This is a genomic window from Spongorhabdus nitratireducens, from assembly GCA_947387575.1.
GTDB lineage: Bacteria > Pseudomonadota > Gammaproteobacteria > Pseudomonadales > Endozoicomonadaceae > CANDOC01.
Genome location: CANDOC010000003.1, coordinates 113,693 through 127,520, shown reverse-complemented (window position 1 = coordinate 127,520; position 13,828 = coordinate 113,693). Strand labels below are relative to the sequence as shown.

General features: G+C 46.6%; 9 protein-coding genes. 5 read left to right on the top strand and 4 right to left on the bottom strand.

Annotation, left to right across the window (positions count from 1 at the left end):
- Positions 1-21 precede the first annotated feature (21 nt).
- The 3 genes from ACYZZ0_RS07135 to nagB form a co-directional block, all read right to left on the bottom strand.
- Positions 22-483: a DUF1249 domain-containing protein gene (locus ACYZZ0_RS07135; RefSeq protein WP_461535909.1), complete on the bottom strand. Its 462-nt coding sequence runs from the start codon at positions 481-483 to the stop codon at positions 22-24.
- Positions 484-554: 71 nt separating this feature from the next.
- Positions 555-1,706, bottom strand: coding sequence for an N-acetylglucosamine-6-phosphate deacetylase (gene nagA, locus ACYZZ0_RS07130; protein ID WP_461535908.1), 1,152 nt, complete (start codon positions 1,704-1,706; stop codon positions 555-557).
- A 39-nt stretch (positions 1,707-1,745) separates the two neighbouring features.
- Entirely contained in the window at positions 1,746-2,576 is an 831-nt protein-coding gene (gene nagB, locus ACYZZ0_RS07125) for a glucosamine-6-phosphate deaminase (RefSeq protein ID WP_461535907.1), read from the bottom strand.
- A 232-nt stretch (positions 2,577-2,808) separates the two neighbouring features.
- Here nagB and nagE point away from each other — a divergent pair, with 232 nt between their 5' ends.
- Both nagE and ACYZZ0_RS07115 read left to right on the top strand, forming a co-directional pair.
- Positions 2,809-4,236, top strand: coding sequence for an N-acetylglucosamine-specific PTS transporter subunit IIBC (gene nagE, locus ACYZZ0_RS07120; RefSeq protein WP_461535906.1), 1,428 nt, complete (start codon positions 2,809-2,811; stop codon positions 4,234-4,236).
- A gap of 497 nt (positions 4,237-4,733) precedes the next feature.
- Positions 4,734-6,548 (top strand): acyl-CoA dehydrogenase family protein, encoded by a 1,815-nt coding sequence (locus tag ACYZZ0_RS07115; protein ID WP_461535905.1) that lies wholly within the window; start codon positions 4,734-4,736, stop codon positions 6,546-6,548.
- 86 nt (positions 6,549-6,634) lie between these two features.
- Here ACYZZ0_RS07115 and thiC read toward each other — a convergent pair whose 3' ends face one another.
- Positions 6,635-8,521: a phosphomethylpyrimidine synthase ThiC gene (gene thiC, locus ACYZZ0_RS07110; RefSeq protein ID WP_461536178.1), complete on the bottom strand. Its 1,887-nt coding sequence runs from the start codon at positions 8,519-8,521 to the stop codon at positions 6,635-6,637.
- Between the two features lie 164 nt (positions 8,522-8,685).
- Between thiC and ACYZZ0_RS07105 the strand changes: the two genes are divergently transcribed.
- The 3 genes from ACYZZ0_RS07105 (at position 8,686) to ACYZZ0_RS07095 (ending at position 13,813) form a co-directional block, all read left to right on the top strand.
- Positions 8,686-10,089: a TolC family outer membrane protein gene (locus ACYZZ0_RS07105; RefSeq protein ID WP_461535904.1), complete on the top strand. Its 1,404-nt coding sequence runs from the start codon at positions 8,686-8,688 to the stop codon at positions 10,087-10,089.
- Between the two features lie 206 nt (positions 10,090-10,295).
- Entirely contained in the window at positions 10,296-12,548 is a 2,253-nt protein-coding gene (locus tag ACYZZ0_RS07100; RefSeq protein WP_461535903.1) for a protein kinase domain-containing protein, read from the top strand.
- 23 nt (positions 12,549-12,571) lie between these two features.
- Positions 12,572-13,813: a hypothetical protein gene (locus tag ACYZZ0_RS07095; protein ID WP_461535902.1), complete on the top strand. Its 1,242-nt coding sequence runs from the start codon at positions 12,572-12,574 to the stop codon at positions 13,811-13,813.
- The last annotated feature ends 15 nt before the right edge of the window (positions 13,814-13,828 follow it).

Sequence of the window (13,828 nt, the reverse complement as noted above, 5' to 3'; positions counted from 1 at the left end):
AAGTGGTGCTATTTTCGCTTTTCAGGCTTCTGCAGTATTGAAATCGGATATTTCCAGCATTTCGCCACCTTTACGGCAAAGATCGAGGCAGTCTGATAAAAAGCGGTTTAGCTGGAATTTTTCATCTGGCTGGTGCATTTGGGGATTGGGATAGCCATACCGGGGGCTTAACTGACGCTTACCATCGATATTAGCCACTTCGGCCATGCGAACATCATGATAGATTCGAACCTGCAATTTTGGGGGGGTAATCCAGCCTCCCCAGCAGGAGTCAAAGCTGATATCTACCAGTGTTGTATAGGGACAGCGCTCTCTGACCGTAAATCTGACCTGAAAGGTATGCTGGCTGAGGATAATATTGAGGGCAAAGTGCTCTCCTGCTTCCAGTGGCAGGAGGTGGGTCAGTTTGTCGTAGTTAGCCTCGCACACGTCGTGATGACGGGGTAAATCAATAATATAACGGGCTGCAGGGTTTGTGTTCATAATATATCAAGCATAGCTGCCGGCCGGATATCTGGCACGGGATTCCAGATGACCATTCTCTGACAGTATGTTTATACCTCCTGGTAAACTGGTTGCCCGTTCAGGAATGTCTGCTTTATTGTGAAGTCGTCATCAAACAGGACAAGATCTGCTCTCATACCGGCTTTAATTGCACCAAACTCACTGCTTGTACCTAGTGCTGTGGCTGGGTAGAGGCTGCCCATACGAAGCGCTTCGTCCAGCTCGATACCGCCCTGTTCCACACAGTTTCTGACAGCCTGAATCATGGTCAGGGCAGATCCGCACAAGCGGCCTTCGGAATCTGTACAACGCCCGTCTTCGACACGCATTGTACGACCCTGAACAACAAATGTGTCGGTCTGGCTACCTGAAGGAGGCATTCCGTCGGTGACCAGAAAAAGTCGCTGCTTCATCAGTCGACGACATAAATGGAACACAGGCCAGGCGACATGATAGCCATCGGCAATAAAGCCGGCATGAATCCCCGGTGTATCAAGCGTTGCGCCAATAACGCCAGGTTCCCTGTGATGCAAGGGGGCCATCTGGTTAAACAGATGGGTGACACAATGAGCCCCATGGCGAAAAGCGTCGCATGCCTGATCCCAGTTGGAGCCACTGTGACCAATAGAAACATGAATGCCGGCATCAGCTAGCAGCTCTATTGTTCCGGCAGGGCAGCATTCCGGCGCGAGTGTGATCATGGAAATAACATCGCTATGATCACAGAGTGTGGAAATAAGTTCCGGTGTGGGTGTCTGGATATATTTGGGCTCGTGTACACCCTTGTAATCAGGGTTGATAAAAGGGCCTTCCAGATGCAGACCAAACTCCGGATTGTCGGTAAAAAACTTCCACTGTCGAACAGTTTCAATAGCCTGCAACATCTCATCTACTGATGTTGTGATCAGAGTCGGCAAAAAACGGGTGCAGCCGGTGCGAAAACACATTTGCTGCATGGTATCCAGAGTTTTATGACTGACTGATCCGTTCAACATGACACCATCACCACCATTCAGTTGTAGGTCAATCAGCCCTGGTGCCAGATGATGTCCACTGAGATCCAACCAACTTGAAACTTCGCTGTTTGCCAGTCCTTCTTCCAGAGGTAAAACCTGCTGTATATGATGATCCCTGATCAAGACACAATGGTCGTGCAGTGTTTTGTCACCGGTATGGATAACGGCATTTTTGAGGCCAAGCATTAAGGGTAGGTCTCCAGCGGTCTGTCCTGCGATATGGGATTATGACGGGTTTGTTTTCTGAGTGTAATCCGTCATGTGTATGTTGTCGTTTATGGTCAGCGATTCAAAGTAGCGTAACGTTTTGACTTTCAGCTCACTGACAGCGGCATCATCACAGGCGATCATTGCCTGAGGGTGTTGTTGCAGGGCTGTAATTGGAAATAGTTGGCTGACAGCCCCTTCTATTGCCTCCCTTACAGCCATCGCCTTGCCTGACCCTGTAGCCAGAATAAGAACTTCATCAGCCTCAAGCAAAGTTTGAATACCCACTGTTAATGCTTGAGAAGGAACAGCCTGAGAATCATCATTGAAAAAGCGGGCGTTAGCTTGGCGGGTCTTTTCCGTCAGGGTTGAAACCCGGGTTCTGCAACTCAGTGGAGACATTGGCATATTAAAGGCGATATGTCCGTCATGCCCAACGCCTCCAAGGAACAAGTGGATACCTCCCGAGCTCTGTATCAGGGCTTCGTAGCGCAAACATTCCTGCTCCAGATTACTGGCTTCACCGCTCAGAAAGTTGATATTAGCCGGCTGAATATCGATATGGTCAAAAAAATGCCGCTCCATAAATGATCGAAAGCTGCATGGATGGCTGACGGGTAAACCGATGTACTCATCCATGTTGAACGTGATGACATGGTGAAAACTCAGCCCTTCATTTTGATGCATGGCGACCAGCTGGTGATAGGTGTCGAGCGGGGTACTGCCCGTTGGAAGCCCCAGAACAAAAGGTCGTTGGGCATCAGGCGCGAACTCCCTGATCCGGCAGGCAATATAACGGGCACTCCAGCGCCCGACGGCAGAGGCTGACGGTAGTGGAATCAGACGCATTCTGTGCTCCGGGCAATCGTTGGTATTGGTCGAAATTCCTCATAAAACTGTAGAGTAATCTTGCATAATTCCAAACTGTCAATTATCTGTTAGTGCCAGATGATAAAAGATCAAGACCAGCCGAAGCTGGCGCCGTTCTGAAACTTGTTGTACCTGAGCTGTTGGAAATCATGACCTTCGGGGGATAAAGGCAGACATTATTGCCACAGAATAAATAGATCCCGGAGGCCTGATGAGTATCCTTGGTTACCTTCAACGGCTTGGCAGAGCCTTGATGCTGCCGGTTGCAACCTTGCCCATTGCAGCGCTGCTGCTGCGGCTGGGACAACCGGATCTGCTGGATATTGCCTTTATGGCGAAAGCCGGAGGGGCCATCTTTGATAACCTGCCGCTACTGTTTGCCATGGGCGTTGCAACCGGGTTGTCCAGAGATAATGCTGGCGCAGCTACCCTGGCCGGAGCCATTGGCTTCTTCGTACTGGATCAGGCATCGCAGACGATCAATCCGGATATCAATATGTCCTTCTTTGGCGGCATCATTTCCGGCGTTCTGGCTGGTCACACCTATAACCGCTTCAGTCAGGTACGCCTGCCGGATTACCTTTCGTTCTTTGGCGGGTCAAGACTGGTGCCTATCCTGACAGGGCTGTTTGCCCTGCTGTTGGCATGGGTTTGCGGCTACATCTGGCCGGTCATGCAGAATGGTATCGATGCCTTCGGGCGAAGTATCGCTGACTCGGGTCTTCTGGGTGAGTTTATATATGGCTCCCTCAACAGAGCGCTGATACCTTTTGGCCTGCATCATGTGATTAACTCGATTTTCTGGTTTGGATTGGGCGATTTCGTTAATGCAGCCGGAGATATCGTGAATGGTGATCTGCACCGGTTCTTTGCCGGAGATCCGGAAGCTGGCAAGTTTATGGCTGGTTTCTATCCCGTGATGATGTTTGGCCTGCCTGCGGCTGCATTTGCGATGTATCTTGCTGCAGCACCGGATAAACGCAAACAGGTCGGCGGAGCGCTGTTCTCTGTAGCCCTGACATCATTTTTGACCGGTGTGACCGAGCCACTGGAGTTTATGTTTATGTTTCAGGTGCCGGTGCTCTATTTCGTGCATGCCATTCTGACTGGCGTTTCACTGATGCTGGCCAACCAGCTTGAAGCCTTGCATGGTTTCGGGTTCTCGGCCGGACTGTTTGACTTTGTCCTGAACTGGGGGCTGGCAACCCGCCCGGAAAGGTTGGTGATACTCGGTGTATTTTTTGGTGTTATCTATTTTTGCATATTTTATTTCAGTATCCGGATATTTCATTTGAGAGGGCCTGGTTGGGATGATGGCTTTCATCCGAATACGGTACCTATCAAAAACAGTTCATCAAAACAGGCATCTATTGAGAGCATCAAAACTGGAAAGGATTCTGATACTACTGAAAAAGCTGAAAAAATAGCCAGTGCTCTTGGTGGGCTTGAAAATTTAACGTCGATTGACGCTTGTATTACCCGGCTGAGACTTGTGGTCAAAGATCAGAACCTTGTCGAAGAAACTGCATTGAAGGCACAAGGTGCTCAGGCTGTAGTTAGCCTCGGTAAAGGCCATGTTCAGGTCGTACTTGGGGCTGAAGCAGAACCTGTAGCACAACAGTTAAGGCAATTACTCTGATATTGGATGAAGACTACCCGTTAATCGAAAATTAGCGGTAGCCTCCTGTAGCTTTGCTAATCTTTCAGCTTTGCTTGATGGTAGTTTGAGGAGGCAGAGGCATGCGTCGTTTTTATATATTTGCAGTTTTTGTCGTTGCCTTTGTTTTATCTATACCCTCGTATGCTGGCGGAGAGAAGCTGACGCGAGAGGGTGCAAAGCTTGTAAAGCTACTTTCTTCCCAACCGTCAAAGCGGCTAACAACATCAGTAAAGAAAATGCCTGATGCTGTTGTTTCACCGTTTAAAAACGCTACTCGCCCGAACTTTCAGGCCAGCGTTTTAAGGCCATTGAGGTTACCAGTATCTGCTCTCAAACCACAGTTGCTGGCATCATACATTCCTTCTAGTGGGTTTCATTCGTCTATTGTCTTGCAATCAGAATCCGAGAGTCCTTTGCCCGAACAGGGTGAGGCTACTCACAAAATAATGCGGCAGGCATTTCCTCATGAACCTCCGATGAAAGACATTTGTTTTATCCGGGATCATGTAGCCTGCATGCCTGAATTCTGGCATAGCGAGTTGGGGCTTTCGCCTGAAGATATTGAATCGATATTTGAAATTACCGAAGGAGTGCTGAAGTTTTCCAAGGAATATCTACAGCCTTTCAGTGCAGAAGCAGACCGTCTGGGGAGTCGTCTGGTCGATGGTGAAGTAATAACGCCACCGGGCTACAAGGCAGCCTACGAACAATATGCAAGGCTCGGGCTGCCAGGAATGACGTTGCCTGAGACCTATGGGGGGAGTGGGCTGCCGATGTCTGGCAGCCTCATAGGTGTTGAAATCACAGGCTTTATGGACTGGCCCTGGTCAATGTTTCCGGGGCTCTCTCTGGGTGCTGCCAATACCATTGTGATGCATGGCGATGAAAAACTGAAAAACCTTTTTTTGCCCCGGCTTGCCAGCGGTGAATTTCTTGGAACGATGTGTCTGACAGAGGCACATTGTGGTACAGATGTTGGAGCCAGCAGAACCCGAGCAACACCTCAGGAGGATGGTTCGTTCAGAATCAGAGGTACCAAAATTTTTATCTCGGCGGGTCGTCATGACCTCGGTGTCAAGGGTACAGCACGAAATACTATTCATATCGTACTGGCCCGACCGGATGGAGCAGAGGAAGGAACCAGAGGACTTGGGCTATTTGTAGTGCCTGAGCGGACGGTTAACCCGGAGACAGGAGAGGTCGGTGACAGTAATAATGTCTACTGCCGCAAGATCGAGGACAAGCTGGGATTGCATGGCTCTCCAACCTGTGAACTGGAATTTGATGATGCTATCGGGTATCAACTGGGTGAGCCGGGGCTTGGCTTCAAGCAAATGACCAGCTTTATGAATTTTGCCCGCTTGGGAACAGCCTCACAGGGCCTTATCCATATGTCGAGAGGGCTGGTTTTCAGTAAATATTATGCAGGGCAGCGTCAGTCAATGCGGGCGGCCAGTGGTACAAAGTATCCGGGCTTGCGTGCTGATTTACTTGTGTCTCATCCTAATATTCAACACAAGCTGATGATTTTAAGGGCTCAGTCTCTGATACAGCGCAGCAAAATATATGAGGCTGCAAAATATGCAGATTTGGCCCAGCACGGTAAGACGCAGACTATCAGGGATAAAGCTTTTGCAGATTTACGTAGAGTGACTCCTGTCCTGAAAAAAGGCGCTACAGACAGAGGTGTATCGGCAGCCCTTGATTGTATAGGCATATATGGAGGTCATGGATATATTACGGATCATCCCTGCGCTCAAAATTTGACGGAAGCTGTAATTGGCACCTTGTATGAAGGTCAGAATGACATTCAGGCGATGGACTTCATGTTGCGGGGTATTGCAAAGGATCGTGGTGCAGGTATGTCGCTGAGAGTATTCAACATCATAACCCGAGCAACAAGGCATGCGATTACGGGGCCTCATCGATGGGAAGGTATAATGCTTGCGACACGGGCAAGTATGGGAGCATTGAAGATAGGCTCTGTTTTGATGCGCAGTGCAGTTAATTTTGATCAGGGGGTACTGTCTTCCAGTGCAGTACTGAATCTGTACGATGCACTGGATAGCTGGGGGCATGCTCTGGCTATTATTCAGGCAGCCCAGGATCAGCTGGCTCTGGGAAACGCTGTAAAGTATCACGCAGGTATTCAAAAAATTATGCTTGCATACATACCTGAATTGCAGGCTCAAGTGATTTACTGGTCAAAACAGTGCTCCACAAGTGTTAGCCGATTGACCCGGATCGGACACAGCGAGCTGGCTGATATTGAAGGAAAAGAGGTTGACTAGCGCTGAGTCTTTAATCTGTGAACAGGTAATAACCTCCCGAGTCTGCTTGACAGTATCTCGGGAGGTTAGCAGGTAGAAAGGGGTCGTTATACCTTGCTATATAGTTCCTTACCGATCTCGTTGAACTCCTGAGATTTTTCAGCCATCCCGGTTTCTACCGCGTCATCAATCAACGTGATCTTGTTTTCCGCAGCATACTCCCTGACTTCCTGACTGATCTTCATTGAACAGAACTTGGGACCACACATAGAGCAGAAGTGTGCGACTTTGGCAGACTCTTTCGGCAGTGTTTCGTCATGGTAGGAACGTGCAGTATCCGGATCCAGTGCCAGGTTAAACTGATCTTCCCAGCGGAACTCGAACCGGGCCTTGGACATAGCGTTATCCCGGATTTGCGCACCCGGGTGGCCCTTGGCCAAATCAGCTGCGTGTGCAGCGATCTTGTAAGTGATAATGCCCTGCTTTACATCTTCCCTGTCTGGCAGACCCAGATGCTCTTTCGGAGTGACGTAACACAGCATCGCACAGCCATACCAGCCGATCATGGCAGCACCGATACCGGATGTAATATGGTCGTAGCCTGGTGCAATATCGGTAGTCAGCGGTCCCAGAGTGTAGAACGGTGCTTCGCCACATTCCCGCAGCTGCTTGTCCATATTCTCCTTGATCATCTGCATTGGTACGTGACCAGGGCCTTCAATAAAGGTCTGGATATCATGTTTCCAGGCGATCTGGGTCAGTTCACCCAGTGTTTCCAATTCGGAAAACTGGGCTTCATCATTGGCATCTGCAACGGAACCGGGACGCAGGCCATCACCCAGAGAGAAGGTCACATCATAGGCCTTCATGATTTCGCAGATTTCCTCAAAATGGGTGTAGAGGAAGTTTTCCTTGTGGTGAGCCAGACACCATTTGGCCATGATGGAACCACCGCGGGAAACGATACCTGTCAGACGTTTAGCGGTCATTGGCACATAGCGCAGCAGAACTCCGGCATGAAGCGTAAAGTAGTCGACACCCTGTTCAGCCTGTTCAATCAGGGTATCGCGTACCAGTTCCCAGCTCAGGTCTTCAGCAATACCACCTACTTTTTCCAGTGCCTGATAAATCGGAACGGTGCCGATTGGTACCGGTGAGTTACGAATAATCCATTCGCGGGTCTGGTGGATATGCTTGCCTGTGGATAAGTCCATAATGGTGTCAGCACCCCAGCGGGTGCCCCATACCAGCTTGTCGACTTCTTCATTGATGGATGAAGTAATAGCCGAGTTACCAATATTGCCGTTAATTTTGACCAGGAAATTACGTCCGATAATCATCGGCTCGGATTCCGGGTGATTAATGTTGTTCGGCAGTACAGCCCGGCCACGGGCAATTTCCTGTCGTACAAATTCCGGAGTAATTTCGGCAGGAATACTGGCACCAAAACTCTGGCCTGGATGCTGCTCAGTCAGAGCGCCACTTTCCAGCGCTTCCTGCAGCTTCATATTTTCCCGAATAGCAACAAACTCCATCTCCGGGGTAATAATTCCCTGTCGTGCGTAATGAAGCTGGGTAACGTTCTTGCCGGCTTTGGCCTTGCGCGGCATATGAACCGGACCAAAACGCAGGTGATCCAGTTTCGGGTCAGCCATACTGTCGCGGGTAAAAGAAGAAGAAAACTCTGACAGCTGTTCTGTGTCGTTTCTTTCCTGAATCCAGTTTGCCCGCAGTGGATCCAGTCCCCGGTGCAGATCTATCTCTGCATTTGGATCAGTATACGGACCCGAAGTATCGTAAACAGTAACAGCGGGGTTCTGTTCTCCGCCAAAGGATGTCGGGGTGTCTGTGAGACTGATTTCCCGCATGGGCACGCGAATATCAGGGCGGCTTCCAGTCACATAAATCTTGCGGGACTTGGGAAAGGGACGCACGGAATCTTCATTCAGGCGGGTGGCATTCCCGTCTGCGACTGCTTTGTTATTGTCGTTCATCAGGCTGTAGTTTTTGTCATTTGTGTTTTTCAAGGCTGCTGTTCGCGATCTTTATTGCAGCACTTGTGCATGTGGTCTGAAAAATCAGGCGCAAGGCGAAGGATTAATCTATTTTTTGGTCTCGGTTGTCAAATTTACTTTCAGCTCAAGAGGTGTGGAACCAGATGAGCTCAAGACACCTGAGATCCGCTATCGGCGCGGCTTTAGCCTTATGTGTGATGGGTATCTCAGCCGGTGAAAAAAAACCGGACCTGATGGATATCTATAATCTGGCGCTTAAAAATGATGCCCAGCTGGCCGCTGCACGTGCGACCTTGAAGGCAGAAGAGGAGCGTGTACCGCAGGGACTGGCATTGCTACTCCCAAATATTGGTCTCACAGCCAATACCCGCAAGAATGATGTGAAGCAGCAGGTAGATCGTGGCAAGGATATCAGACAGGAATATAACTCTCATAATTGGGGTGCCAGTCTGCGCCAGCCGGTTTTTAATTTCGCCAACTGGTTCAGTTATCAACAGGCAGAAACCTTGAGTGCCAAAGCCCAGGCAGATTTCGCTGTCGAGCAGCAGAACCTGATTCTGCGCGTAGCTGAAGCCTACTTTAATGTTCTGCGGGCAGAAGATAATCTGACTTCGCTTAAAGCAGAGGAAGAAGCTTATAAGGGGCAGTTGGATCGCAGCCAGCAACGCTACAACGTGGGACTGATTGCCATTACCGATGTGCACGAGTCCAAAGCGGTATATGACACTTCACGAGCTAACCGTATCAAGGCTGACAGTGACCTGAAGAACTCCTTTGAGTCATTACGGGTGATAACTGCCGAATACATTGATGTCATTGCCCAGATGAACAAGGAAATGCCGGTCAGCCCACCGGTTCCGGCCGTTATGGAAAAATGGGTAGAACAGGCTGTTGTAGAAAACCTGAATGTCCGCTCTGCAAGAGAGTCAGTCTCATCTGCGCTACAGCAGTTAAAAGTCAGTAAGTCCGGTCACGCACCGACACTGGATGCTGTCGTCAGCTATACCGACCAGAAAGACGGTTCCCAGGCCGGTAGTCGCGTTGATGCTGGTGGAGTAATGAGTGGTCGGGGGAAATCCACCGTTTATGGGCTTGAACTGTCACTGCCCCTTTTCTCTGGAGGCGCAACAACATCGAAAACACGAGAGTCCGAATACCGGCTTAAAACTGCAGAAGAACAGCTCGATTACCAGTTACGATCTGTTTCGGCCTCGACTCGTAACCAGTACCGGTTGGTTTTGTCTGATATTGACCGGGTAGATGCACTTTGTCAGGGGATTGTGTCATCAGAAAGTGCGCTGCAGGCGACACAGAGTGGATATGAAGTGGGTACCCGTAACATTATCGATGTGCTGGATTCACAGCGTAAATTATATGCTGCTCAAAGAGATTACCTGACAGCTCGGTACGATTACATTATTGATACTTTAAAGTTAAAACAGGCTGCAGGAACTTTGAGTCCACAGGATTTGGTGGATTTGAATAAGTGGCTGTCCCAGAAAGCCCATTCACTACTGACTCCTCGCTGTAGTGTTCGGCAGGGCTGATATGTAATCCTGCTCCCTGGGAAATAATGATCTAACGCTTATTCTTTTTAAATATGTAAATAAAAAAGTGAATAAAGATACAATCTATCGTTGGAATTAATTCGTGTAGGAGATTTTTGTCATTGCCTTGTTTTTGATGTTTTTTGGTTCACACTAAACCGGCAAAGCTGATTTCAAATAAATTTTGAGTTTTGTCAGTCATGGTTATGAATAATAAAATATTATTGGCGCTTTTTTTGCTGCTGTCTTTTTTGTTTGCACAGTATGTCCATGCCGTTTCAATTTATATTGTTGTATTCAATAAAGATTCTATAAGTAGTGATCGTGTTTTTCATTGTGTTTATAAGAAAGACGCTGAGTACGCAGCACAGAATATCGTTTTCAATATACAGAATAAAAATAGCTCTAAAGTGGTTTTTCAGTCAGAAACAAGTGTTACAGTGCCCCTTTGCTCCGTAGATTATGTCAGTCAGTGTGGTTTTGCTGGTCAGAATCTTCAGATAACTGAGCCGGTACAATATGGTGAACTTGATATCTGTGGAATAGACGGTGAAATATGTATAGATGGAATGGAGAGAGTCAGTAATGATTCTGTTTTATACTTCTCAAAGGCAAAATATGTCGAGAGGCAATTAAAAACTCCTTTTCTGGTCGTTGAAAGAAAAAGTAAAAAACCTTTAATCATTCCTTGGTTATCTGGAAAAGGGGGAAGTACACAGTATCATAATTGTGCAGATGACGGCTGTATTGTAAGTAGGCAGGAGTTCCATTTGTTACAAGCTCGAGGAGAAATTCTGGCGTTTATTGAACTACCAAACCGTTGTCTCTGTTATAGCGTGACCAAGGATGAATATAGTCATAACAGCTCCTCATGCCTTTATGACCATATTGCAGATCCGACAACACCTTTTCTTATCCAGAGGGCTCATACTTCTATAGGTGAAAAAGAAAACACCGTAGCGAAGGAAGTTGAGCGGTACTTTAGAGCTCCATTATTGAAATTAATCCATCCTGTTATAGGGACAAGAGAAGAAAACAGTGGCATTGATAGCATGTTGTTTGATGTTTACTGGCCAGGTCAAATGTATGAAGGGGAAAGTATAGATATATGTCTGCTTGGCAGTAATGCTCCTATAACCTACGTGCGGGGGAAAAAAGAAAAAACAACCAGAACACTTCAGTTGTGGCATGTACAGCTTTATGGAAGTTTTGATCCAACGATAAGCTATGTACTCCGGTTCAAGGGGAAGAATGATTGGGGTCAGAGCTTTCCATTTATGTTTAATCCTGAAATTAAAGCCAACAGTGAATTAAAGAAAGAATCTATATGGTCCTATCGGAGTATGCCTCCATTTGAAGTTGTCCTGTGCAGTCATGAGGAAGTCGAGGATAGAGATCAAGTTTCTGAAGGTTATTTATTTCAAGCTCAAACAGCAAGTGAATCTTACGAAGAGAAATGGGATTTACAAAGTAAATTGCCTGTAGAATGGCGCAGCAAATATGTATTAGGAGAAATGTTAGGTGGTGGAAATGAGTCTGATATTTTCCCTTGTACAACAACAGACCTTAAAAAGTATGTGTTTCGATTAGATAAAAAAGCCAGGCCTGAAAAAGAAGTAAACAAAGAGCTTGCGGTCTGGGAGTTAGTAAAAGGACTGCGACATCCGAATGTTGTTCATGTAGTTGATGTTGTTAAAGTTCCTGATCCAGGAGGAATAGGTGAACTAAACTACAGGTTGGCAGTTGTGATGGAATTTTGTGAAGGGGATTTACAAACGACACTGAAAGGAATGAATGATAAAAAGGTTTCATCTGATCAGCTCAAAGATTATACAAGGCAAATTTTAAGTGGTGTTAGTGCGCTACATAGTTTGAGAATAGTACATCATGATCTTAAACCACAAAATATCCTGAAAAGTCACGATGGCTTCTGGAAATTATCTGATTTTGGAGTGGCAGAAGTATTGGATGACTCCGGAATTTCTCACCAGCTGGCAGGCTGTCAGGGTGTCTTTGGATTTACACCAGATTATTTTTCAGCAGGTTGTGATTTGGCTCAAATTCTGACGGACTATTCTACTAATGGTTACCGGGCTTATGAGGCTGAAATAAAAGGGCTTTTTGTGCTGCGGGTGACGATTATGCGGCAGGGTTTTATCCCTATGGCGCAAAAGGAATTCAGGAAAAAGGTTGGTTGGGATACGCAAAAACAAAAACTTGGTTCATTCGAAGAAATAATAGCAAGGCAGCTGGCTTTTTTTTACTGGCTTAATACAGGTAAGGGCATAAGGCCAGAACTTAGTTTAAAGGCACGAATATCTGAAGTGTACACGCATTTTCATATTGACGTATCTTCAGATGATCTTGATTTTGATTGCAGGCTTTTAGGAAGTACATCACCTTATTCAGATAAAGGTCAGGCTTCAGATTTGTTGAGAAAAGATCCTTATTTTAAGTAAGTGGTAGTGTGGAGGACAAAGCTATGAATAAGATTTTTCAGGCGTTTAAATGGTTAGCTTTTGTTTTTTCATTGTGTATTTTAAATTGTTTTTCTCAGGACTCGTATTATAAAATTTTTGATCGAGATAACGCTTTAAATCCTTTCGCCGTTCTGAAGGTTGAACATAAGGCTTCATCACATAAGGTAGTAATGAAGTTATATTACAGGTATCAAGGTTCGACTTATCCTCATGTGGTCCTGACCACTGACAGCCCTTTGTCAGTACATTTTGCTTTACCACAGCTTGTTCATATGCTGCACAGCCATTGTGCACAAACTAATGATTTTTGTGCAGCCCTTGTTTTGCAGCTGTCGGGAGATCCGGATTATAAATTGACCTGTAATATCGCACGGCCTCCTTCATTCAAGAATACTTCGGCTTTTACATCCAACTATGCGAAGGAAAAGGGAGAAGATATCAGTACTTTTTTTGTCTTACATCAGCCCAAGTTGCCTACTGTTGATGATTCTTCAGACGATGATGACGATGATGCTGCTTTTGTCACAGTCACTCGGGAAGAAGTTAAAACCAGAGCCAAATCAAAGTCTACAGCTAGTTCTGTTGATGCTGAAAAAGATTTGTACGACCCTTGGTTACTAGCCCTGCAAGGTATTAAAGAGTGTATATGCCAACTGGGTACTGTTTATCCAGATATAGTTACTGTCCCAGGTGAAATGAAAGTATGGGAAAGCTTTTCATCTGGTGAGTGCCATCATAAGATTGAGGATGATACTGTAGTTTATCGTTACGACCCTTCTTCAATGGAATTTGAAATTGCTTCCGGAGGTGTGTCTGGTATATGTGTCCAAGTCATAGTGCATGCTGAGTATGATAGTTTGAGAACATCTCTTATGAGGCAACCGACTGCTGGAGTGTTTGAGGAGGAAACACTTCAACAGCAGCTTGAAAGGCTATCTATGAAGGTTCCCGACAAGATAGAGGAAAGCAAGCGGAGAGGAGTTGAAGATCTTAACGATCAGCAGCTTGATAAGATGATTGTCAAAATAAAGCCATTTGTTGATCTACAGGGTTTAACTGTAGCTAAGATGAAAGAGGCGATGGAGAATGCAAAAGCCTTGGGTACATCGCTAGCATTACTGGTATGGGACGAGGACTTATTGAATATTGATTTTGAAGAGTTTGAAAAGAATAAACCGTTCCAGGAAAAGCTTTGTCAAAGACTGGTAGATCGGGCTATTGCGGCTCATCAAAGTGTGAATTAAATATGAATTAAACAA